26 protein-coding genes and 1 other RNA gene are annotated in these 20,209 nt (G+C 55.4%); 19 read left to right on the top strand and 8 right to left on the bottom strand.

The features are described from left to right. The first annotated feature begins 6 nt into the window (after positions 1–6). Together GO984_RS14500 and GO984_RS14495 are read left to right on the top strand one after the other, a co-directional pair. Positions 7–294 carry a YciI family protein gene (locus tag GO984_RS14500; protein ID WP_157023290.1) on the top strand — a complete coding sequence of 96 codons (288 nt, stop codon included), beginning with the start codon at positions 7–9 and terminating at the stop codon, positions 292–294. Positions 295–312: 18 nt separating this feature from the next. Continuing rightward, positions 313–921: a DNA-3-methyladenine glycosylase I gene (locus GO984_RS14495; RefSeq protein WP_157023288.1), complete on the top strand. Its 609-nt coding sequence runs from the start codon at positions 313–315 to the stop codon at positions 919–921. Between the two features lie 92 nt (positions 922–1,013). On the opposite strand, the gene GO984_RS14490 is transcribed toward GO984_RS14495, so the two are convergent. The 3 genes from GO984_RS14490 to GO984_RS14480 form a co-directional block, all read right to left on the bottom strand. Next, positions 1,014–1,706 (bottom strand): metal-dependent hydrolase, encoded by a 693-nt coding sequence (locus GO984_RS14490; protein ID WP_138164852.1) that lies wholly within the window; start codon positions 1,704–1,706, stop codon positions 1,014–1,016. Between the two features lie 139 nt (positions 1,707–1,845). After that, a complete protein-coding gene (locus GO984_RS14485; protein WP_157023286.1) occupies positions 1,846–2,538 on the bottom strand; it encodes a metal-dependent hydrolase in 693 nt (230 codons plus the stop codon). A gap of 141 nt (positions 2,539–2,679) precedes the next feature. Beyond that, positions 2,680–3,090, bottom strand: a complete 411-nt coding sequence (locus GO984_RS14480) for a VOC family protein (RefSeq protein WP_138164850.1) — start codon at positions 3,088–3,090, stop codon at positions 2,680–2,682. Between the two features lie 153 nt (positions 3,091–3,243). On the opposite strand from GO984_RS14480, the gene gatC reads away from it, so the two are divergent. The 10 genes from gatC to GO984_RS14430 all read left to right on the top strand — a co-directional run bounded on the left by gatC (position 3,244) and on the right by GO984_RS14430 (position 9,180). Then, positions 3,244–3,531 carry an Asp-tRNA(Asn)/Glu-tRNA(Gln) amidotransferase subunit GatC gene (gene gatC / locus GO984_RS14475; protein ID WP_138164849.1) on the top strand — a complete coding sequence of 96 codons (288 nt, stop codon included), beginning with the start codon at positions 3,244–3,246 and terminating at the stop codon, positions 3,529–3,531. Positions 3,532–3,535: 4 nt separating this feature from the next. Further along, a complete protein-coding gene (gene gatA, locus GO984_RS14470; RefSeq protein WP_157023284.1) occupies positions 3,536–5,023 on the top strand; it encodes an Asp-tRNA(Asn)/Glu-tRNA(Gln) amidotransferase subunit GatA in 1,488 nt (495 codons plus the stop codon). A gap of 40 nt (positions 5,024–5,063) precedes the next feature. Beyond that, a complete protein-coding gene (locus tag GO984_RS14465) occupies positions 5,064–5,825 on the top strand; it encodes a hypothetical protein (protein WP_157023282.1) in 762 nt (253 codons plus the stop codon). Then, complete coding sequence (locus GO984_RS14460; protein ID WP_157023280.1) at positions 5,786–6,547, top strand: N-acetylmuramoyl-L-alanine amidase; 762 nt, start codon at positions 5,786–5,788, stop codon at positions 6,545–6,547. Before GO984_RS14465 ends, GO984_RS14460 begins: the two co-directional genes overlap by 40 nt. A gap of 200 nt (positions 6,548–6,747) precedes the next feature. Beyond that, positions 6,748–7,165: RNase P RNA component class A (gene rnpB / locus GO984_RS14455), an RNA gene on the top strand. Positions 7,166–7,272: 107 nt separating this feature from the next. Continuing rightward, positions 7,273–7,440 (top strand): 50S ribosomal protein L33, encoded by a 168-nt coding sequence (rpmG, locus tag GO984_RS14450; RefSeq protein WP_008206879.1) that lies wholly within the window; start codon positions 7,273–7,275, stop codon positions 7,438–7,440. A gap of 80 nt (positions 7,441–7,520) precedes the next feature. Continuing rightward, positions 7,521–7,811, top strand: coding sequence for a hypothetical protein (locus GO984_RS14445; protein ID WP_157023278.1), 291 nt, complete (start codon positions 7,521–7,523; stop codon positions 7,809–7,811). An 18-nt stretch (positions 7,812–7,829) separates the two neighbouring features. After that, complete coding sequence (locus GO984_RS14440; protein WP_157023276.1) at positions 7,830–8,315, top strand: GNAT family N-acetyltransferase; 486 nt, start codon at positions 7,830–7,832, stop codon at positions 8,313–8,315. Positions 8,316–8,391: 76 nt separating this feature from the next. Further along, entirely contained in the window at positions 8,392–8,895 is a 504-nt protein-coding gene (locus GO984_RS14435) for a hypothetical protein (RefSeq protein WP_157023274.1), read from the top strand. 135 nt (positions 8,896–9,030) lie between these two features. Further along, positions 9,031–9,180, top strand: a complete 150-nt coding sequence (locus GO984_RS14430) for a hypothetical protein (RefSeq protein ID WP_157023271.1) — start codon at positions 9,031–9,033, stop codon at positions 9,178–9,180. A 110-nt stretch (positions 9,181–9,290) separates the two neighbouring features. Here the strand turns inward: GO984_RS14430 and GO984_RS14425 are convergent, their stop codons facing one another. The 3 genes from GO984_RS14425 to GO984_RS14415 form a co-directional block, all read right to left on the bottom strand. Beyond that, positions 9,291–9,764, bottom strand: coding sequence for a GNAT family N-acetyltransferase (locus GO984_RS14425; RefSeq protein WP_157023269.1), 474 nt, complete (start codon positions 9,762–9,764; stop codon positions 9,291–9,293). A gap of 81 nt (positions 9,765–9,845) precedes the next feature. After that, the gene (locus GO984_RS14420) at positions 9,846–10,625 is read right to left on the bottom strand and encodes a Bax inhibitor-1/YccA family protein (protein ID WP_138164842.1); all 780 of its coding nucleotides are present in this window, start codon (positions 10,623–10,625) and stop codon (positions 9,846–9,848) included. A 183-nt stretch (positions 10,626–10,808) separates the two neighbouring features. Next, positions 10,809–11,018: a DUF1127 domain-containing protein gene (locus tag GO984_RS14415; RefSeq protein WP_157023267.1), complete on the bottom strand. Its 210-nt coding sequence runs from the start codon at positions 11,016–11,018 to the stop codon at positions 10,809–10,811. 127 nt (positions 11,019–11,145) lie between these two features. Here GO984_RS14415 and GO984_RS14410 point away from each other — a divergent pair, with 127 nt between their 5' ends. Further along, positions 11,146–12,033 carry a LysR family transcriptional regulator gene (locus tag GO984_RS14410; RefSeq protein ID WP_157023265.1) on the top strand — a complete coding sequence of 296 codons (888 nt, stop codon included), beginning with the start codon at positions 11,146–11,148 and terminating at the stop codon, positions 12,031–12,033. A 118-nt stretch (positions 12,034–12,151) separates the two neighbouring features. Here GO984_RS14410 and GO984_RS14405 read toward each other — a convergent pair whose 3' ends face one another. Continuing rightward, positions 12,152–13,123, bottom strand: a complete 972-nt coding sequence (locus tag GO984_RS14405; RefSeq protein ID WP_157023263.1) for an NADPH:quinone oxidoreductase family protein — start codon at positions 13,121–13,123, stop codon at positions 12,152–12,154. Between the two features lie 347 nt (positions 13,124–13,470). Here GO984_RS14405 and GO984_RS14400 point away from each other — a divergent pair, with 347 nt between their 5' ends. The 4 genes from GO984_RS14400 to GO984_RS14385 all read left to right on the top strand — a co-directional run bounded on the left by GO984_RS14400 (position 13,471) and on the right by GO984_RS14385 (position 16,580). Next, positions 13,471–13,842 carry a helix-turn-helix domain-containing protein gene (locus GO984_RS14400; RefSeq protein WP_138164838.1) on the top strand — a complete coding sequence of 124 codons (372 nt, stop codon included), beginning with the start codon at positions 13,471–13,473 and terminating at the stop codon, positions 13,840–13,842. A 53-nt stretch (positions 13,843–13,895) separates the two neighbouring features. After that, entirely contained in the window at positions 13,896–14,687 is a 792-nt protein-coding gene (hisN, locus tag GO984_RS14395; protein WP_157023261.1) for a histidinol-phosphatase, read from the top strand. Positions 14,688–14,797: 110 nt separating this feature from the next. Continuing rightward, positions 14,798–16,135: an 8-oxoguanine deaminase gene (locus tag GO984_RS14390; RefSeq protein ID WP_157023259.1), complete on the top strand. Its 1,338-nt coding sequence runs from the start codon at positions 14,798–14,800 to the stop codon at positions 16,133–16,135. A gap of 4 nt (positions 16,136–16,139) precedes the next feature. Continuing rightward, entirely contained in the window at positions 16,140–16,580 is a 441-nt protein-coding gene (locus GO984_RS14385; RefSeq protein WP_157023257.1) for a CAP domain-containing protein, read from the top strand. Between the two features lie 58 nt (positions 16,581–16,638). On the opposite strand, the gene guaD is transcribed toward GO984_RS14385, so the two are convergent. Beyond that, on the bottom strand, positions 16,639–17,928 hold the full coding sequence (gene guaD, locus GO984_RS14380) for a guanine deaminase (protein ID WP_157023255.1): 1,290 nt from the start codon (positions 17,926–17,928) through the stop codon (positions 16,639–16,641). Between the two features lie 134 nt (positions 17,929–18,062). Here guaD and mgtE point away from each other — a divergent pair, with 134 nt between their 5' ends. Next, complete coding sequence (mgtE, locus tag GO984_RS14375; RefSeq protein ID WP_157023253.1) at positions 18,063–19,451, top strand: magnesium transporter; 1,389 nt, start codon at positions 18,063–18,065, stop codon at positions 19,449–19,451. Further along, positions 19,448–20,017: a 5-formyltetrahydrofolate cyclo-ligase gene (locus GO984_RS14370; protein ID WP_157023251.1), complete on the top strand. Its 570-nt coding sequence runs from the start codon at positions 19,448–19,450 to the stop codon at positions 20,015–20,017. Before mgtE ends, GO984_RS14370 begins: the two co-directional genes overlap by 4 nt. Positions 20,018–20,209 lie beyond the last annotated feature (192 nt).

Here is a 20,209-nt window from a genome sequence, read left to right as displayed (position 1 = left end):
TACTAAATGTTCATCGTATTACTTAGGTTTTCCAAAAACAAAGATCAGGTTGGGGCATTCCTCGAGGGACACAAGGCCTGGATTCAGCGCGGTTTCGATGACGGCGTATTTCTACTGGCCGGAACGTTAAAGCCTATGGTCGGGGGCGGATTGCTGGCCCATAACATCACTGCGGAGGCGTTGCAGGCACGGGTGAACGAAGATCCCTTTGTTGCAGAGGATGTGGTTACAGCCGAGATCATCGAGATGTCGCCTTCGCGGGCAGACAAGCGTTTGGATTTTTTGGTCGATTGAGTAAGGAAAGCGCAGGAAATGAGTAATATTACCACCGGCCCGGATGGGTTGAACCGTTGTAGCTGGAGCGGGTCAGTGCCGGAATTCCTGCCCTATCACGACAACGAATGGGGTTATCCGGTTGGCGATAACACCCGGCTGTTTGAAAAGGTCTGTCTGGAGAGCTTCCAGTCAGGCCTCAGTTGGCGGACAATTCTGAACAAACGTGAGAATTTTCGCGCGGCCTTTGATGGATTTGATTACGCCAAGGTGGCCAAATACACCGAGGACGATGTGGAGCGGTTGCTGCAGGATGCGGGCATAATCCGCCATCGTGGCAAGATCAACGCGGTGATCAACAACGCCAAACGCGCGCTGGAGTTGGAGGCTGAGGCTGGATCACTGGCGGCGTTTTTCTGGAGCTTTGAGCCGGACGCTGAGAGTTTGCCTGAACCACAGACCCAAACCACCAGCCCCGAATCCGTGGCACTGTCCAGGGCGTTGAAGAAACGTGGGTGGAAGTTTGTTGGCCCCACCACCGCCTTTGCTTTTATGCAGGCGATGGGATTGGTGAATGATCATGCGCGCGGGTGCGTGTGTCGGGAGAGGGCCGAGAAAGCGCGGCAGGAGTTTGTGCGGCCTACTTAATTCTAGGTCCGGGCATCAAGCCCGGACAGCGCCCGACCCTCCCCACGGGAAGGCGCTTTGCAACTCCCCAAGGTCAGGCGCGGTCCTGCTCTTCAGATCTCAATCGCCTGCATCACTTCCGGCTCGATCACATCGACATTTGGCAGGGATTTGATAAGGGTCTCGGCACTTTGCTCTAGGATCGGAAAGCTTTTGTAATGGCAGGGGATCACGGTTTTGAAATCAAAATACTTCTTCGCCGCAAAGGCCGCGCCGCGCATGTCCATGGTGAAATGACCGCCCGCACATAGAATGCCAATATCGGGCTGATAGTATTCGCCCATCCAATCCATGTCGGCCATGATGTCGGTGTCGCCGGATACATAGATCATGTGTCCCTCCGCGGCGATCATATAGCCACATTCGCTGCCACCAGCACGGGGGCCATCTTCGGTAGCAAAGGTCGAGGAATGCGTGGCGTTGACCATCGAAACCTTAACCCCGCCCAGATCAACCGTGCCGCCTTTGTTGAAGCCAATTGTTTTGATCTCTTCGGTTTCAGACCAATAGCCAATCAGATCGTATTGGCCGACCACTGTAAGGTCGAGTTTCTTGGCCAGGGGCAGCACATCCACCACATGATCGAAATGCACATGGGTCAAGAGAATATGGGTGGCACCGGCAATGGCTGCGTCATGGGCGACCTCGGGCAGCACCGGATTACCGGTCAGCCAAGGATCGATCAGCAGCACCTTGTCGCCGGTTTCAATTCGGAAAGAGCCATGGCCTAACCAGATGATCTTCATTGTGAGTTCTCCCAAGATTTTTTGTGCCTTAGTAATCTATGTATAGAAAATCTACGTTCCACAGCATTGTTGCGCAGCGCCAGATCTGCACGTGGAAAAGAGCGTTACCCTCCCCCATGCTATAGCATTGTCCTGGCGCTCAAAACTCCAATGGCTGCATCACTTCCGGTTCAACGACATCCACATCTGGAAGGCCATTGATTAAGACCTCTGCGCTTTGTTCCAGCATTGGGAACGTTTTGTAGTGACAGGGAATAACGGTTTTGAAGTCGAAGAATTTTTTGGACGCGTAAACCGCACGGCGCATATCCATTGTGAAATATCCGCCACATGCCAGAATGCCAATGTCGGGTTGGTGAAGATCGTTAAATATCGCCATATCCGCCATCACATCCGTGTCGCCTGAGACATAGATCGTGTGGCCTTCCCCTGAAATCATAAAGCCAGCTTCGCCACCGACATAACGTCGTGACCCGTCCACTAAAACTGATGAGGAATGTTGGGCGTTAAGCAGTGTGACTTCGACGTCGTTCAATCTGATTGTGCCCCCTTTACCAAATCCAATACCAGACACTCCGGGTGTTTGCTCCATCCATTCTACAAGTTCATAAACTCCAACAACTGGTGCTCCTGTTTCAGTAGCAATCTCAGGGACATCAGCGACATGGTCTGAATGGCCGTGAGTCATGAGAATTGCTGTAGCGCCCGTCAAGGCTTGTGCTCTGCTATTATTTGGGAATGTCGGGTTGTCGCGTAGCCAAGGGTCGATCAGCAGGACCTGATCTTCAATTTCAATGCGAAAGCTTGAATGACCAAGCCATATGATTTTCATTTTGAGGTCTCTCTTTTCGTTGCCGGAATGGTCGCAACCATATTGTTTTGCCCGGCATCGCCGGGTAGTACCTGACCTTCCCCGTGGTCAGGCGCTCTGCATCTCCCCAAGGTCGGGCGGAGTCGTTTGCCCTTAAGTAAACTAATCCTCGTTCACCTGATGCACTTCAATTACATTGCCATCGGGGTCATAGAAAAAGATCTGTCTCCAGCCTTCGACCGCTTGGTGGCCCCAGTTCGAATAGGGAATACCTTGTTCCTCTAGGTGGGCGATAAAGCTGTCGAGATCATCAGTGCGATAGGCGATATGCCCATGCGACACTGGGTTGACGAATTGGCCGCTATTGAAACCTGCGTTCACATCCTTTTGCGCCAGATGCATTTGAATGTCGCCATCGGTTACAAAGGAGACATCCCCACCATAGCCCTTGTTTTTTTGCAGCACTGGCAGGCCTTCGGTCTTTTTGTCCAGTCCCATCACGTTTCGGTAAAAATCATTCATCCGGCCCACGTTTTCGGTCGACAGATTGATATGGTGAAGCTTCAACTTCATTTGGCGGCTCCGGTCTGTAAATTGTTCTTTCAATTGCCTCACAGTGACCACTGCTAGGGCGAACAGGCAAGTGATTTTCGATATCCGCTCCGCCTAGGCTTGCAGCAGCGCCTTGAGGGCGGTAAATGCCAAGGCAACGTATATGAGGTTCCCATGTCGATTGACCAAAACACCGCCGCCAAAGTGGCCAAACTGGCCCGGATTAAGGTTGAAGATGACGCCCTGCCGGCGCTGGCAGACGAGTTCAACACCATCCTTGGCTTTATTGAACAGCTGAATGAGGTGGACGTCGAAGGCGTTGAGCCGATGACTTCGGTCACGCCGCAGCGCCTGAAACGTCGCGAAGATGTGGTTAACGATGGCAACCAGCAGCCCAAAGTATTGTCCAATGCACCCGACGCCCGCGAGGGTTTCTTTGCAGTGCCTAAGGTAATGGAATAAGAGCATGACTGATCTGAACAAACTGGGCCTGGCCGAGGCCCGCGACCTGCTGCGTAAAGGCGAAACCACGTCGGTTGAGCTGACCCAGTCTTGCCTGACAGCGATTGATGCCGCTGGCGCGTTGAACGCATTCGTGCACAAGACACCCGAGCTGGCAATGGAACGCGCCAAGGCCGCAGATGAGCGCCTGAAAGGCGACGATGCGCCTGCGATGTGCGGTTTGCCGATTGGCATCAAAGACCTGTTCTGCACCAAGGGCGTCGACAGCCAGGCCGGTAGCCGCATTCTTGAAGGCTTTAAGCCCGAGTATGAATCAACCGTCAGCCAGAACCTGATCGATAATGGCGCAGTGATGCTGGGCAAGCTGAACATGGACGAATTCGCCATGGGCTCGTCCAATGAAACCTCGGTTTATGGCAATGCTGTCAGCCCTTGGCGTCGCGACAATGATGATGCCGAGCTGACACCGGGTGGCTCCTCTGGTGGCTCGGCTTCGGCTGTGGCTGCTGATCTGTGTTTGGCCGCAACCGGTACTGACACTGGTGGTTCCATTCGCCAGCCCGCTGCTTTTACCGGCACCGTTGGTATCAAGCCAACCTATGGCCGCTGCTCGCGCTGGGGCGTTGTCGCTTTTGCCTCGTCGCTGGATCAGGCCGGCCCGATGACCAAATCGGTACGTGATGCAGCCATCATGCTCGAAGCCATGTGTGGACATGACGCCAAGGATTCGACCTCAGCTGATCTGGCGGTGCCGAATTTCGAAGCGATGCTGACTGGTGACATCAAGGGCAAGAAAATCGGTATCCCCAAGGAATACCGCATGGACGGTATGCCGGGTGAGATCGAAACGCTCTGGGCTGACGGTACCGCGATGCTGAAAGATGCGGGGGCCGAGATCGTTGATATCTCGCTGCCGCACACCAAATACGCGCTGCCGGCATACTATGTGATTGCACCGGCCGAAGCCTCATCCAATCTGGCCCGTTATGACGGGGTGCGCTATGGCCACCGCGCTACTCTCGAAGCTGGTGATGGCATCACAGAGATGTATGAAAAGACCCGCGCCGAAGGTTTCGGCCACGAAGTGCAGCGCCGGGTGATGATCGGGACATATGTTCTGTCGGCTGGCTTCTATGACGCCTATTACAACCGCGCCCGCCGCGTTCGCACCCTGATCAAGAAAGATTTTGAGGATGTGTTTGCAGCTGGTGTTGATGCGATCCTGACACCGGCAACACCTTCGGCGGCCTTTGGTCTGGGTGAGATGACCGATGCGGATCCGGTTCAGATGTATCTGAACGATGTCTTCACCGTGACAGTGAACTTGGCGGGCTTGCCAGGCATTTCAGTTCCCGCTGGTTTGGATGCACAGGGTCTGCCTCTGGGTCTACAGCTGATCGGCAAGCCTTGGGAAGAGGGTGATCTGCTGAACACCGCTTATGCGCTAGAGGCTGCAGCCGGGTTTGTGGCCAAGCCGCGCAAATGGTGGTAAGGTTTTTCGCAAACAAGAGCAGAAACTGCAGGTAACAATCATGCGTGTACTCGTTTCCCTCATCTCAGTGGGCAGTGTGCTGGCCTTGGCGGCCTGTACACCGCCTATTCCTGATAGCGGGGCCGAAGCCGGTTTTGACACCAGCCCCTTTGATGCTCCGCCTGCTGTTGGGAGCACCATTATCGGTGAACCCCTGGTGCCAGCAACTCAGGTTGTGGAAACCTCTACGGCACCTCTAGCCGCAGCCCCGCGCAGTGCTGGCAGCTCGAACAGTGCAGGTAGCCTGGTTGACAGCAATGCTGATTTTGCCAGCGAGACTGCAGCTGCGCTCTCTGCTACCCAAAGCAACTCTGGTCAGGCCCCTCTGCAAGCTAGCCCTTCAAATCCCGCCCCACCGGTGGTCAGCAATGCCGGGATTTCTGATGAGAATGATTTTGGCGCAGTGTCTTCACGTCAGAGCATCGAAAGTGATGCTGATCGTCTTGCACAACAGCGTTCGCAATATCAGGTGATTGAACCCACCGCAGTGCCTTCCCGCCCTGGGGATGCTGGACCAAACGTGGTCAGCTATGCGCTTAGTTCCAAGAATCCCCTGGGAAATCGAATCTACAGTCGGACTGGCATCAATCTGCGGACGAAGTCAGCCCGTAATTGTGCTGGCTACCGCTCGCCAGATCTGGCGCAACAGGCATTTTTGGAAAACGGCGGTCCACGCCGCGACCGTTTGGCGCTTGATCCAGATGGTGACGGCTATGCCTGCAAATGGGATCCAATCCTTTTCCAACACGCGGTGCAAAACTGAATAGCGCGGCAGATACCCCAGCCGCGATTTGGCATCCCAGCCCAAACTTCGGGATTCGTCGCGATGGGCTGACGCCCTCCCTGATCGTGATCCACTATACTGCGATGGACAGCGCAGCGGCCGCGTTACAGCGCCTCTGCGACCCATCCGTTGAAGTCTCTGCGCACTACCTCATCGGTGGTGATGGCGCTTGCTGGCAAATGGTCGCCGAAGACCAACGCGCCTGGCATGCGGGTGCGGGGCAGTGGCGTGGTCAGGATGATATCAATTCGCGCTCCATTGGCATAGAGCTGGACAATCGCGGAGGCCATCCTTTTGCAGAACCGCAAATGGCAGCTCTTGAGAGCCTGCTGGCAGGTATCATGCGTCGCTGGTCCATCCCGGCTGACGGCGTGATTGGCCACTCGGACATGGCACCGGGTCGCAAGATTGATCCGGGTCACAAGTTCGACTGGAAGCGACTTGCCCGCCTTGGTCTATGTGTCTGGCCCGCTGAAACCGCTGGGCAAGCCACGGAGCTGGGTTGGTGGCACGATTATGCAGATAGCTTTGGCTACCCCATCTTCGGTTTTGAACTTGACGGGGTAGACGACATGGAGGCGGCGTCTTTTCAAGCTTTCAGGGATAGGTTCAGGCCACAGGCTCGAAAGATCAAGCATATTGAAAACGAGGACCTTAGAATAATCGAAAACTTGGCCAACCAAGAGTTCTCCAAGTTTTAGGATTGGGTTTTGTCCTGCTGCTGTTTTAAGCGAGGCGCTGCCTCGCGCTCCGAGATATTTTAGCTAGATGAATTATGGATCCGCATTCATCTAGCTCGAAATATCCTGGGGTGAATTGGCCGTAGGCCAAGTGGGGCAACGCCCCAAACTCCTGATCATTACCTTGACGTGCTCTGAGTAAATGCGTAGTGCCCAGCTGCGCAGAGGGCTGGATGGCCGCGGGGGGCTTAAGCCCCGCGAGGAAAGTCCGGACTCCATAAGGCAGTGGTGCCGGGTAACGCCCGGGCAGGGCAACTTGACGGATAGCGCCACAGAAAACAGACCGCCGCGGCGAGTCAGAGGTTCGCCTCTGGCAAAACGCGGTAAGGGTGAAACGGTGGAGTAAGAGCCCACCGCGCTGCTGGCAACAGGAGCGGCACGGCAAGCCCCACCAGGAGCAATGCCAAATAGGACCCCCGCGCGGGCTGATCCTGGCAACAGGATATCGCCGCTAGGTATGCTTTAACCAAGAGGGGTCGGGTTGGCAGCTTGAGGTTCGCAGCAATGCGCGCCCTAGAGGAATGGTCATCGAAGGGGGCAACCCCGGAACAAAATCCGGCTTATAGGCCCTCTGCGCAATTATCCCCGGCGAATCCTATTGACTTGGGGGCTGGGGAGGGTACAAGCCGACCTCGAATAGATATTTACCGGAAGGCCCCTGCCTTTTCGGACGCAGGAGAAGCACCATGGCGAAGCCTACCACAATCAAAATCCGCCTGAACTCGACCGCGGGCACCGGCCACTTCTATGTGACAAAGAAGAACGCACGGACAATGACCGAAAAGATGGTCATCCGTAAGTATGACCCGGTTGTTCGCAAGCACGTCGAGTACAAAGAAGGCAAAATCAAGTAAGCCTTCTGTTCAGGACTGACTAACAACAGGGTCTCGCAAGTGCGGGGCCCTGTTTGTTTTGGGGGGGAAGGGTGAAGGCAATGCGGTATCAATTGAGAATACTAAAGATCTGGCAACCGATTGAAGTGGCCGAGCCAGCCAAGCCATTCTGGGGGCACTGCGAATTTGAAAATGAAACCGATGGATTTTCCTGTGGAGTAACGTTTCGAACCAAAAACTGGTTCGCTCAGGTTGGTGCAGAGGTAGAAGCGACGTTCTTCTGGGAAGCGTTGCCAATTAGAGAAATCCCGGCGAAAGTTGTTTTTTTCTCGGGTTCGGAAAGAGTTTTCGATGGTGAACTCGGATATACCACTGGCATACTCGACGATTGATCCAGCAAAGGAGGGGAGATGGCAGTCTTCGTTCGTGCAGGCGTGAAAGCGGATCTTCCAGCGGTCGATGCCTTGCTGGCACGCAGCTATCCCAAACTGCTCAAGGCGGATTATCCGCCGTCGGTGCTGGTCACCGCGTTGCCAATCATCAGTCGCGCCCGGCCAGAGCTAATTGGCTGTGGGACCTATTACGTGGCCGAAGAGGCAGGCCAGATTCTTGGGGCAGGCGGATGGACCCAGGACCGTATCCGGGCCGACAAGGGGCATATCCGTCATGTGGTTACAGATGACCGGGCGCTGCGCCGGGGGATTGGGCGCGCCATCCTTAGCCACACAATTGACACGGCGCGACAATCAGGGGTTATCGAACTTGAGTGTGCCTCGACCCTGACCGCAGTGCCCTTTTACGCCTCGGTCGGGTTTGAAAGCGAAGAGACAATTGTCATTGATCTCGCCCCGGGTATCCAGTTTCCGGCAGTGAGAATGCGGCAGTTTCTCGGCTGATCCATAGGTCGCAATGGCGCCGTATTTATCCGGTACGATGGTGGCACTGGATTGAAGCCTTATAGGATCTCCCACAATGCGTATTTTTGTTCTGACCTCACTGACTGCCATAGCTCTTACCGCCTGTGGGCCCGCGCCGCAGGGGGTGGGGTTCACTGGTGTGGGCAGTGAGCCCGTAGGCTTGGCAACCTCAACCTCTTCGGCAGACATGCGTTTAACAACGACACAGCCGCTCCCGTCCGGTAGCGTCCTGCCTTTGCACCATGTTAGCAGCGCCTCAACCAGCCAGCCTGTTTTGGCGGCTCAGGTTATGGGAGGCTCTCCTTCCGCAGCAGCCAAATCAATGGAACTGGCCGGAAGCAAGGTGCTGCTCAGCCTGGCCGAGGCCAATGGTGAAGTGTTCCTGGTTGGGCAGGTGCCAAAAAGCATGTGGTCCCAATCCCTGTCTCCTGGAGCTGACAAGGCCTTGCTGGCGGCAGTCCCGCAGCTCACCGGGTGTCGCCATCAGGGGAAGGTTTATCGCGGTGGCGTTTCCAAAACCCAACCCGTGGCATTGGCTGTACCACTGTCCTGCGGCTAGGTTTAGCTACGGCTGAAACCCTACAGCTCCTTTCAATTTCAATTGAATTCTTAACACTTGGCAACTTGGTGTTAAGAATTCGGCACGGTTCTGCCTTATTTGGCGCGCAACCTGTCATTGAACAGGAGGTGCTACATGCAATTTGTTCTCAAGGTGATGAATGTTTTGGGTTTGGCCGCATTGATGCTGCTGTTTGGGGCGATGCAATTTGGGCAGCCGACTTTGCCCGCTCAGGTTCTCGCTCCCCCGTCGATTGATACCCAGGTGTTAGACGGGCAGGGCTAAGGGGCGGCCTATTACATGCTGCCTGCGGTTTTGGCTCTTTGCGATTGAACGCTCAGGTAGGAATATGACGTTGCGCAGCCAAGGCGTCTGTCCCGCCGGGGCAATCAGGATTAGGCCCGCCACTCCGCCACGGTCAGTACGGGCTCCAACCCCATGCCTGCCATCAAGGCAGCTGAGGCGGCGTTAAAGGGCGCATAGCTGGTGGAAATGACTTTGACATCCTGTGCGCTCACGCGGGTCTTCATCTCACTCATCAGCGCTCTACCCATACCCATCCGCTGCCAAGTCTCCTGCACCGCAATGTGATGCAGCACAGCCCGTATTTCAGCGTCACGCACAGGCAGGGCCTCGCGGCGCTCGATCTGGTAGATCAGGTATCCCAGTAAACTGCCCTGAGGGCTTTCGGCACCCAATGCAACCATGCCTTCACCTGCCAACCATTCGCCGAGCCACGACTCGAGTTCGTTTGCACAGGGGTTGGTCGAATGGCGCTTGGGTTGATGGGTTACATGCAGTTCATGCAGGCCCTGCAACAATGGGACCAGGCGCGCAGCATCCGAGGCGGGGATATCAATGATCTTCATAACAAAACTCACTTTTTATAAACGCAAAGGGGCGGATCGCTGTGATCCGCCCCTTGCTGAATTTGGTATGTGGTGGTGCGGTTATTCGCGATTACCAAACAGCTGGAGCAGGAACATGAACATGTTGATAAAGTCCAGATAGAGGCTCAGGGCGCCCATGATGGCGGCCTTGCCCAGCATTTCCTGATCGCCGGAATGCGCCAGCTCAAGGTAAGTGGTTTTGACTTTCTGCGTGTCATAAGCAGTCAGGCCGGCAAAGATCAGCACGCCGATGGCCGAAATTGCAAACATCATCGCGGTCGACTGCATGAACATGTTGACGATCATCGCAACAAACAGACCAATCAGACCCATCATCAGGAAAGTGCCCATGGCGGACAGGTCTTTCTTGGTGGTGTAACCATACAAGGACAGACCAGCAAAGGCGATCGAGGTGATCAAGAAGACCTGAATGATCGACTGACCAGTGAACACAAGGAAGATCGAGCTGATCGACAGGCCCATCAGGGTTGCAAAAACATAGAACATTGTCTGCACGCCAGCGGCGGACATACGGTTCATGGCAGCGCCAAATCCAAAGAAGATGAAGGCCAGAGGAGCAAACATGATCACGTATTTCAACGGCGTCATGTAGAGCGCATTACCTAGCGGGGTCAGGAATTTACCTGCACCAATTTGTGCAGTTGCACCTGTCGGATCTGAGGTGACAGCCAAGCCTGCAATAGCCCAGGCGGCGATAAACGTGATGAACATGCCAACGGACATTGTGCCGTAGACTTTGTTCATATGGGCGCGAAGGCCCGCATCGATCTCGGCGGTGCGGGCACCGGCAGCGGATCGAATGGTGTCAAATTGTGCCATGTGTCATGGTCTCCGTCTAAAATCTCGTGCATCGCCACTTACGGCTGCGCTCTCGCTAAATATCGGGTGAACGGGGTTTGTTTTCAAGTATTTCGTTGCGGATATTGCATAAAAACGTCAATGGACGGGGCCTATTCGGCATCCCGTCCATTTCTTTACTTTCCAGACTGCGTTGAGCCGGGCTTAGCAGCGCCAAGTTTCAGGAGCGTCCCAAAATGTGCGCTTCGCTTCAAGATTGGCTTCTCTTCGGGTCAAACCAATGTCTTCCAGCGCAGTGTCGTTCAGCGCCTTCAGGGCGCGGCGTTGTTTCCAGACTGCCAGACGTGCAGTCAGACCTGCAATCAAAGTGGGGCGGCTCGGTGCGGTGGCGCAGCTGTTTGTGATATAGGTCATTGTTCTTGTCCTTTCCGGCGTTCTTGATGTTTTGCGATCTGCTGATCAATTCTATTGATGTATATGGCTGAGTATGATTGATATTGGAAACGAATGTTTTTGAAGTCACTCATCAAGGATTGTGATAATGCGAAATCTCGACATCACCACCCTGCGTTCATTCATGGCAGTGGCAGATAACGGCGGTGTGACACGCGCGGCCGGTTTCCTGCATTTGACCCAATCTGCCGTGTCGATGCAGTTGAAGCGTCTGGAAGAACTTTTGGGGCTCCAACTGCTGGACCGGTCCGGACGCACCATTGCCCTGACCGCCTCAGGGGAACAGTTGCTGGCCTATGCCCGTCGGATGGTCACACTGAATGACGAAGTGATCGGACGGCTGACAGACCAGGTTTATGAAGGCGAGATCATGCTGGGGGTGCCTTATGACATCGTATACCCAGCGATCCCACAGGTTCTGCAGCGGTTCAATGCCGCCTATCCACGGGTGCGCGTACAACTTGTGGCCAGCAATACCCGGCAGTTGAAAGAGCAGTTTAGTAAAGGCGATTGCGACCTGATCCTCACCACTGAGGGCACCAGCACCGATGACAGTGAAACGCTGGCCGAGCGTCCGCTACGCTGGATTGGTGCACCGGGTGGGTCAGCCTGGCGGCAGCGGCCATTGCCAATGGCGTTTTGTCGGTTCTGCACATTCCGCCCCAAGGCGGTCGAACGGCTGGAGCAATCGGGTATTGCCTGGGATATGGTCGTGGAGACTGAAAGCGACCGAACCATTGAGGTGACGGTTGCAGCCGACCTGGCTGTTCAAACGATGATTGATGGAACTGAGCCACAGCATTTGGTGCAGATCGATCATGGTGGCAGCTTGCCGGAGCTTCCTGTGCAAAAGATCAACCTCTATGGGGCAGAAGCAACCGGGTCACATATCGTGGCAGAGCTGTCGGTCTATCTGCGTCAAGCGTTCAGCAGTGTGACAACGCCTTTGGCGCCTGCCCAATGGCATGCGGCATAAGGTCTTGCCAACTGCCCAGCATTTTTGGCGCGGCAGTTGGCAGCGATGCCTTTTTGCATTGGTGTCCCAAATCAGGAACCGAGGGGGCGAAGGTCCTGCCCCTAAGGCCCTAGGCTTTTTAGGTGGAGTGAACCGGCATCGTGATCACCACCTTACCGGTGGATTTCCGGCTTCGTAGCAACTCCATACCATCGGCCACCTGCTCTAACGGCAGGATATGACTAATATGTGGCGTCAGCCGTCCCTGAACATACCATTCAAGCAAAGATGACATCGAGGCGTGGATGATCTCAGGGTGGGACTTCAGATACCCGCCGATGTAAACACCAATCACCGTCAGGTTCTTGACAAGCAGATGGTTGGCCGGGATCTGTGGCACGTCGCCACTGGCAAAGCCAATGGGCAACAGGCGTCCGCCCGGATTGGTGGCGCGAAAGGCGGCTGTCCACAGATCCCCGCCCACAACGTCATAGACAACATCCGCACCGCCAAGGGATTTGACCACTTCGCGCAGGTCTTCATCCGCATCGATCAGGTGGTCTGCACCCGCAGCCTGCGCAATCGCCAGTTTTTCCTTGCCGCGGGCCTGTGCAATCACGCGCGCGCCCATCTGTTTGCCGATCTCAACGGCGGTTAGCCCGGCACCTCCGGCTGCACCAGTAACCAGCAGGGTTTCATTGGGCTGCAATCTGGCACAGTGATGCAGTGCTACGTGACCAGTACCATATGAAATCTGAAACGCGGCTGCGTCTTCAAAACTCATTTTTTCAGGAATTTTGATCGCGTGCCGGGCGTCAAAAACACCGAACTCAGCCAAACCACCGTGACCGCAGAACACCGCGACCCGGTCACCCAGTGAAAATCCTCGAACTTGCGCTCCCAAAGCAGTAACCACCCCCGATATTTCCATTCCAAGAGTGAACGGCGGCTCCGGTGTGTCCTGATAGGTTGATTTTTGCATTAGTAGATCTGCAAAATTCAACCCACAGGCGAATATCTGGACCTGAATTTGACCTTCCTGTGGAGGAGGGCAGTCAATTTGCACCAAACTGGGTTGGGCATCAAAGGTAGGCATATGATAGGCGTGCATATTAAAAAACCCTGTATTTCCGCTACTAAGCGGATTTTGCCAAATACTGTCAAATGAGAATCAACAATAATCAAGCTCACTATTTCTGGGGAGGAGTGAGGGGGGCAAATTACCCTAGATGCGTGAAAAAAAAGACAGGCTAAATCAGTTATTTGGAATAAAGCCACCGGAGACCGGGTGGCGATGGGCTTGAATTCAACCAAGAAGGGCGTACAGTAATGGTGTGGTTGGTTCGGTATGTTAGATGGGGAAGGGCTAGAGGCGGCGTGACGTGAACATGCGCTTGGTTCTAGCTCGATTTTGGCAGTCCGGACATGAGACCTTTTTAACTATAAGAGGAGAGACATATGGCTCATCCCGTTGACGTGCATGTAGGAAAGCGTATCCGCCATCGCCGGTGGCTGACTGGAATGACACAGCAGCAACTGGCTGAACAGGTTGGTATTAAGTTTCAGCAGATCCAGAAGTATGAAACTGGGGCCAATCGGGTTAGTGCCTCACGCCTGTGGGATATTGCTGACTCACTGACTGTTCCGGTTAGCTTTTTCTTTGAAGGCCTGGATGGCGAAGATAAGGCCAGCGACGATAAAACGTCAGTGCCTGCAGACCTGATGGGGGACAAAGAGGCACTCGATCTTGTTCGGTCCTATTATGCCATTCCGGAAAACCAGCGCCGCCGTCTGTTTGAACTTGCGCGTGTGCTAAGTGACGTCGCCTAAATTGACTTACCTTTAGGCTTGCAAAAGATGCGGTTGAGTGGCAACCGATGGGGATGACCTCAACCGCGTTTTCTGATCTCGAGATTGCACATTTGCTGGCGGATGCCGCCCGTGAAGCAATTCTACCTCACTTCCGCAGTTCCGACCTAAGTGCCGAGAATAAGCTGAGTGAAGGTTTTGACCCCGTAACCATTGCCGACCGCGCCGCTGAAACTGCTATGCGCGCTGTGCTCTCCAACCATCGTCCTAATGATGCCATTTGGGGCGAAGAGTTTGGCCAGAAAACTGGAACCTCCGGGCGTGTTTGGGTTCTGGATCCAATCGATGGCACCCGCGGTTTTATCAGTGGCACACCAACTTGGGGGGTGCTGATAGCGCTGTCCGATGCGGATGGCCCATTCTTGGGCATTGTCGATCAACCCTACACAGGCGAGCGGTTTGTCGGATCGCCAGACGTGGCTGAAATGACCGGCCCCCTGGGCTGGAGCCCTCTGCAAACGCGAGCAACCACAGATCTGGCACAGGCGATCCTGTTCACCACGTTCCCCGAAGTCGGCACAGCTGAAGAACGTGCGTGCTTTGAACGTGTGTCAGCGCAAGTCAAGCTAACCCGCTATGGCATGGATTGTTATGCCTATGCCTTGCTTGCTGCCGGGCAGGTGGATCTGGTGATTGAGGCCGGGCTAAATGCTTATGATATCCAAGGTCCAATAGCGGTGATCCAGGCTGCGGGCGGCATTGTCACCAATTGGCAGGGCGGTCCCGCACATCAGGGCGGACAGGCCTTGGCAGCCGCAAATGCGCAAATACACGCCGCTGCATTGGAACTGTTGAAAGACGCTTGAGCACATCCGGACACTGCGCTAGTTTTGCCAAGCGCCGAGTCCTTTGCCCCTTCTGTCGGCCTATATCACACTTCGAACCGAAGCGGGCCTAAACGAAGTGTGAGGGGCCCATGCCTGAAATTCTGATTCAAAACGCCGATACTATCCTAACTATGGATGACGAGGCGCGTGTGTTGCAGGGCGCCGACCTGCTGATCCGCGATGGTGTTGTCGCTGCCGTTGGGCGGGGCTTGCAAACGACAGGCGACGTGGTCTCCGGACGTGGCTGCGTTGTAACGCCAGGTTTGGTCAATACCCACCATCATCTGTATCAAAACTTGACTCGCGCGGTGCCCGGAGCGCAGGACGCATTGCTGTTTGGCTGGCTGCAACGGCTTTACCCGATCTGGGGGCGTTTTGGCCCGGACGAGATGTTCGTTTCGGCGCAACTGGGACTGGTTGAGCTGGCGTTGTCTGGCTGCACGCTCAGTTCTGATCATCTGTATCTCTACCCAAATGGTTCGCGGCTGGAAGATACCATTCATGCCGCTGCTGAGGTCGGCTTGCGCTTTCAGCCCACCCGGGGCGCTATGAGCATTGGTGAAAGTGATGGTGGCTTGCCACCGGATGCACTGGTCGAGCGGGAAGAGGCCATTTTGAAAGATATGATCCGGGTGGTGGATGCATTCCATGATCCGGCAGAGGGTTCAATGTGCCGGGTAGGGCTGGCACCTTGTTCGCCGTTTTCGGTCAGCCGCGAGCTGATGCGCGATACGGCTCTATTGGCCCGTGACAAAGGGGTGATGTTGCACACTCACCTAGCTGAGAACGAGGAAGATATCGCCTATTCCGAGGCGCAGTTTGGTTGCCGTCCCGGTCAATACGCCGAAGATCTGGGCTGGACTGGTGATGATGTCTGGCACGCCCATTGTGTAAAACTCGACGTGACCGAAATTGATCTGTTCGCGCGCACCCGCACCGGTGTTTCACATTGCCCCTGTTCCAACTGCCGTCTTGGCAGCGGCATCGCCCCCGTACGGCAGATGCGTGATGCGGGTGTTCCAGTTGGGCTGGGTGTGGATGGGTCGGCCAGCAATGATTCAGCCAATCTGATCGGCGAGGCTCGCCAGACCATGTTGCTGCAGCGTGTTGCCAATGGGGCAGATGCGATGAGTGGTTATGAGGCGCTGGAAATCGCAACGCGGGGTGGCGCTGATATCTTGGGGCGTCCTGATTGTGGGCGCTTGGCTGCGGGAAAACGAGCTGACATTGCGATGTGGGATACCACAGGCGTGGCCTCAAGCGGTAGTTGGGATCCGGCCGCTTTGTTGCTTTCAGGGCCAACACAGGTGAAACATCTGTTTGTCGAAGGCCGCCAGATCGTGCGCAGCGGCGAGATCACTACTTTGGACCTGCCGAAGTTGCTGCAGCGCCACGGCACCCTTGCACAAAAACTGATGCAGGGCTGAAACTATGAAACAGGTGTTGGTGCTGACAATTGGCATTTTGCTTTGGGCATTGCCTGCATTTGCGGCAGATGTGGATCGCACCGCCGCGACACGCAGCATCAACGCGCTTCGTTCAGATCACAATGCAGCAGACCTGAAGTATTCCACACAGCTGGAGAAGGCCGCCCAAGCCCATGTAAAGGACATGGTACGCAACGGCTTTTTCTCTCATACAGGTAGCAATGGCTCAACCATCGGGACCCGGTTGACACGTGCCGGGTATGGCTGGTGCGCCGCTGCAGAAAATATCGCGTCGGGTCAGAGATCTTTGGCCCAGGTCATGGAGAGCTGGACCAAATCGCGTGGTCACCGAAAAAATATGCTAAACACCCAAGTCAGTGAATTTGCGCTTGCGCGCGGCACAGGCCATATTTGGGTGATGGTGCTGGCCCGACCGGGTTGCTGAACATCGGCTGCGCCTGAATTCTTCATGCGCAGCCGATCGAGCTGTCTTTTGATGAGGCCTAGCTGGCCTGCTTGCCAGCAATCCAGACCTCGGTGATCGCGCGGTCATCGCCCATCATGATCGTTGGGAAAATGGCTTCCCACAGATCGCTGGCACGTTCTGAACGTTGGGAGATAGCTGGGGTCGAGGCCAGATCCAGTACCACTAGGTCTGCCTCCATACCGACAGCGATGTTGCCAACCTTATCGTCCATCCGCAGCGATGCGGCGGACCCTTGGGTCGCCAACCACATCAATTGCGCTGCGTGCAATGGAGTGCCGCGCAGCTGGCCAACCTCATAGGCCGCCGCCATGGTGCGCAACATCGAAAATGATGATCCGCCGCCGGTGTCAGTGGCCAGTCCAATCCGGTGGCCTTCGGCCATCAGGCCTGCCATGTCAAACAGGCCGGACCCGATAAAGGTATTAGAGGTCGGGCAATGGATCAGAGAGGCGCCATGTTCGCGCAGACGGTCACGTTCACGGTCTTCAAGGTAGATCGCATGGCCGTACAGGCCACGCGCGCCCAGCAGGCCAAACTCCTCATAGGTATCTAGATAGTCGCGGGCTTGGGGAAACAGTGATCTGACCCATTCGATTTCGTCTGTTTGCTCACTCAGGTGGGTCTGCATCAGACAATCGGTGTGTTCGGCCCAAAGCGCCCCCATAGCCTGTAGCTGTTCTGGAGTAGAGGTCGGCGAGAACCGCGGGGTGATGGCATAAGACAGACGGTCAACCCCATGCCACTTTTGCAGCAGGGCTTTGCTGTCGTCATAGCCTGACTGTGCCGTGTCACGCAGCCCTTCGGGGGCGTTGCGATCCATGCAGGTCTTGCCCGCTACAATACGCTGACCACGCGCCTGTGCAGCGGTGAAAATTGCGTCAACGCTTTCGGGATGGATGGTGCAGAAACTGCAAACCGTGGTGGTGCCATTGGCAACTGTCAGGTCAAGATAACGATTGGCGATCTCGTCCGCATAGGCGCGGTCGCCAAACCGCATCTCTTCCGGAAAGGTATACGAATTCAGCCAATCGATCAGCCGCTTGCCCCAGCTGGCGATCATCGCTGTTTGCGGATAGTGGACATGGGCATCCACAAAGCCTGCCGCAATCAGTTTATAGCCGTGATCCACCACTTCCGATCGGGGCTGCAAGGCGCGCATGTCTTCCAATGTTCCAGTGCCCGTGATTTTGCCATCCCGGAGCGCCACAGCCTCAGTCACCTTTGCAGCGTCCTGTGGTGCGCCTTCGCCAAAGGGAGAGCGATCAAAGGCCAGAACTTGCCCTTTCAGGATAATTTCTGCGGTCATGATACCCGTCCTTTTGTTGCCAAACTGCGTTCTGCAGGATAGCCGCCGCCGCAGTTACAGTAAATTATGCCATTGTCATTGTTTTCTGGTAGCTGCTTCTTCTAGTTTGCAATGAATCAAGCGGAGGTCAGCCCATGAGCACAGGCAGCGATCAGGACAGCGGCGACCTGCACCGTGATGATGCCTATGAGTTGGACCGCAAGGCCGTTGCGGCAATTCTTTATGCAGTTGATGTGCAGGATAAGGACCAACTGACCCAGCTGATGGAGCCTCTGCACGCGGCTGACATCGCTGACCTGCTTGAACAGATCAACGCCCATGACCGCGCCCTGTTGATCCAGCTCTACGGCCGCGAGTTCGACGGCGAGATCCTGACCGAGTTGGAAGAATCTGTTCGCGAAGAAGTGCTGCCGATCCTCAACCCGCAGGTTTTGGCCGAAGCGGTGCGCGATCTGGAAACAGACGATGTGGTGGATCTGGTCGAAGATCTGGAAGAACCGCAACAAGAAGCTATCCTCGAGGTGCTGGAAGACGTTGATCGGGTTGCGGTTGAACAGTCGCTGTCCTACCCGGAAAACTCAGCCGGGCGTCTGATGCAGCGCGAGGTTGTGATGGCGCCTGAACACTGGAATGTCGGCAAGACAATCGACTTCTTGCGTGAAACCGATGATCTGCCAGAGCAGTTTTATCATGTGGTGTTGATTGATCCGCGCATGAAGCCGATCGGAAATGTGACGCTGGGCAAATTGATGGGCGCGCGCCGAGAAGTGCCGCTGGTCGACTTGCAGGAAGAAGTGTTTCAGATCATTCCTGCGGATCAGGACGAAGAAGACGTCGCCTATGCCTTCAATCAGTACCACTTGATTTCGGCACCGGTGGTAGACGCCGATGATCGGCTGGTGGGCGTTATCACTATTGACGACGCCATGGTGGTTTTGGACGAAGAACACGAAGAAGACATTCTGCGCCTCGCCGGGGTAGGGGAAAGCGCGCTGTCTGACAGTGTAGGTGAGACCTCGAAAAAAAGGCTGCCCTGGCTGGGCGTGAATCTGTTTACTGCTATCTGCGCTTCGCTGGTGATTTCGCAGTTTGAGGCCACGATTTCGGAATTGGTGTCACTGGCAATCCTAATGCCCATTGTGGCTTCGATGGGGGGCAATGCCGGAACCCAATCGCTGACTGTGGCGGTCCGGGCGCTGGCAACAAAGGATCTGACAGGATCAAACGTCTGGCGGGTGATCCGGCGCGAGTTGATGGTCGGGCTGTTGAACGGGCTGTGTTTTGCGACCGTTCTGGGTGTGGTTGGAATGCTTTGGTTTGAGTCTGCGATGTTGGGGGCAGTGATTGGTACAGCCCTGGTGTTTAATATGATTATTGCCGGTTTTGCGGGAACGGTGGTGCCAGTGACGCTGGACAAGATGGGTATTGACCCGGCACTGGCCTCTGGCACTTTTGTAACCACCACAACGGATGTTATGGGATTCTTTATTTTCCTGGGACTGGCTTCAAAGGTATTGCTATGACGAATGCAGATCTCGCCGCGATCAAAGATCAAGCGCGAAAGGCGGCCTTTGCACGCCGTAAAGTAGCCTCTGGGATGCATAAACCAGGGGTGGCAGGGCATCTGTCCGAGGTGCTGGCGGGATACCGTGGTGTATCCTTGTCTGGTTACATGCCAATCCGGACTGAAATTGACCCGCTCCCGGCGATGGCGGAAGCCAGTGCACACGGAGCTGTCGGGGTCCCTGTGATTCAAGGGGCAGGTCTGCCCTTGAAGTTTAGCCGCTGGATACCCGATGTGCCGCTGCGCGATGGTCCGTTTGGTGCCAAGGTTCCGGAAGTGGACGACTTTTTTGACCCCGAAATCCTGATTGTACCGCTGGTGGCCTTTGATGCTCAGGGTGGGCGCCTGGGTTATGGTGGAGGGTTTTATGACCGGACTCTGGAAGGTCTGCGGGCAAAACGGTCGACGCTTGCCATTGGCTTTGCCTTTGATGCGCAAGAGGCCGAAGCACTGCCGCTGGAACCAACAGATCAACCGCTGGATATGGTGATCACCGAAAGTCGGGTCTTGCAGTTTACACGCTGAACGAGGCTCTCCCGCCCGTCGTTGTCCTCCTTTCGGAGGACAGCCTTCCGTTGGGCCGGGCGCCGCGCAGATGCGCGGCGCAACAAGAGGACAGAGGTTCCCTTTGAAAACTAGGGAAACAAAGCAACAAAAACCAGTGATTTAAGGACGGGGATTGTAAGGGGTTGTCCTTGCCCCCCACGACAGCCTAAG

The sequence above is a fragment of the Parasedimentitalea huanghaiensis genome, assembly GCF_009753675.1.
Classification (GTDB): domain Bacteria; phylum Pseudomonadota; class Alphaproteobacteria; order Rhodobacterales; family Rhodobacteraceae; genus Parasedimentitalea; species Parasedimentitalea huanghaiensis.
This window is presented reverse-complemented; position numbering and strand designations above follow the sequence as displayed.

Coding starts and splice junctions, on each gene's coding strand:
- GO984_RS14410 (WP_157023265.1), top strand. CDS start 11,146: ATGCGAAATCTCGACATCACCACCCTGCGTTCATTCATGGCAGTGGCA.
- GO984_RS14500 (WP_157023290.1), top strand. CDS start 7: ATGTTCATCGTATTACTTAGGTTTTCCAAAAACAAAGATCAGGTTGGG.
- GO984_RS14420 (WP_138164842.1), bottom strand. CDS start 10,625: ATGGCACAATTTGACACCATTCGATCCGCTGCCGGTGCCCGCACCGCC.
- GO984_RS14465 (WP_157023282.1), top strand. CDS start 5,064: ATGCGTGTACTCGTTTCCCTCATCTCAGTGGGCAGTGTGCTGGCCTTG.
- guaD (WP_157023255.1), bottom strand. CDS start 17,928: ATGACCGCAGAAATTATCCTGAAAGGGCAAGTTCTGGCCTTTGATCGC.
- GO984_RS14485 (WP_157023286.1), bottom strand. CDS start 2,538: ATGAAAATCATATGGCTTGGTCATTCAAGCTTTCGCATTGAAATTGAA.
- GO984_RS14415 (WP_157023267.1), bottom strand. CDS start 11,018: ATGACCTATATCACAAACAGCTGCGCCACCGCACCGAGCCGCCCCACT.
- GO984_RS14400 (WP_138164838.1), top strand. CDS start 13,471: ATGGCTCATCCCGTTGACGTGCATGTAGGAAAGCGTATCCGCCATCGC.
- GO984_RS14370 (WP_157023251.1), top strand. CDS start 19,448: ATGACGAATGCAGATCTCGCCGCGATCAAAGATCAAGCGCGAAAGGCG.
- rpmG (WP_008206879.1), top strand. CDS start 7,273: ATGGCGAAGCCTACCACAATCAAAATCCGCCTGAACTCGACCGCGGGC.
- GO984_RS14435 (WP_157023274.1), top strand. CDS start 8,392: ATGCGTATTTTTGTTCTGACCTCACTGACTGCCATAGCTCTTACCGCC.
- GO984_RS14480 (WP_138164850.1), bottom strand. CDS start 3,090: ATGAAGTTGAAGCTTCACCATATCAATCTGTCGACCGAAAACGTGGGC.
- GO984_RS14385 (WP_157023257.1), top strand. CDS start 16,140: ATGAAACAGGTGTTGGTGCTGACAATTGGCATTTTGCTTTGGGCATTG.
- gatC (WP_138164849.1), top strand. CDS start 3,244: ATGTCGATTGACCAAAACACCGCCGCCAAAGTGGCCAAACTGGCCCGG.
- gatA (WP_157023284.1), top strand. CDS start 3,536: ATGACTGATCTGAACAAACTGGGCCTGGCCGAGGCCCGCGACCTGCTG.
- GO984_RS14390 (WP_157023259.1), top strand. CDS start 14,798: ATGCCTGAAATTCTGATTCAAAACGCCGATACTATCCTAACTATGGAT.
- GO984_RS14425 (WP_157023269.1), bottom strand. CDS start 9,764: ATGAAGATCATTGATATCCCCGCCTCGGATGCTGCGCGCCTGGTCCCA.
- GO984_RS14430 (WP_157023271.1), top strand. CDS start 9,031: ATGCAATTTGTTCTCAAGGTGATGAATGTTTTGGGTTTGGCCGCATTG.
- GO984_RS14460 (WP_157023280.1), top strand. CDS start 5,786: ATGGGATCCAATCCTTTTCCAACACGCGGTGCAAAACTGAATAGCGCG.
- GO984_RS14405 (WP_157023263.1), bottom strand. CDS start 13,123: ATGCACGCCTATCATATGCCTACCTTTGATGCCCAACCCAGTTTGGTG.
- GO984_RS14490 (WP_138164852.1), bottom strand. CDS start 1,706: ATGAAGATCATCTGGTTAGGCCATGGCTCTTTCCGAATTGAAACCGGC.
- mgtE (WP_157023253.1), top strand. CDS start 18,063: ATGAGCACAGGCAGCGATCAGGACAGCGGCGACCTGCACCGTGATGAT.
- GO984_RS14495 (WP_157023288.1), top strand. CDS start 313: ATGAGTAATATTACCACCGGCCCGGATGGGTTGAACCGTTGTAGCTGG.
- hisN (WP_157023261.1), top strand. CDS start 13,896: ATGACCTCAACCGCGTTTTCTGATCTCGAGATTGCACATTTGCTGGCG.
- GO984_RS14440 (WP_157023276.1), top strand. CDS start 7,830: ATGGCAGTCTTCGTTCGTGCAGGCGTGAAAGCGGATCTTCCAGCGGTC.
- GO984_RS14445 (WP_157023278.1), top strand. CDS start 7,521: ATGCGGTATCAATTGAGAATACTAAAGATCTGGCAACCGATTGAAGTG.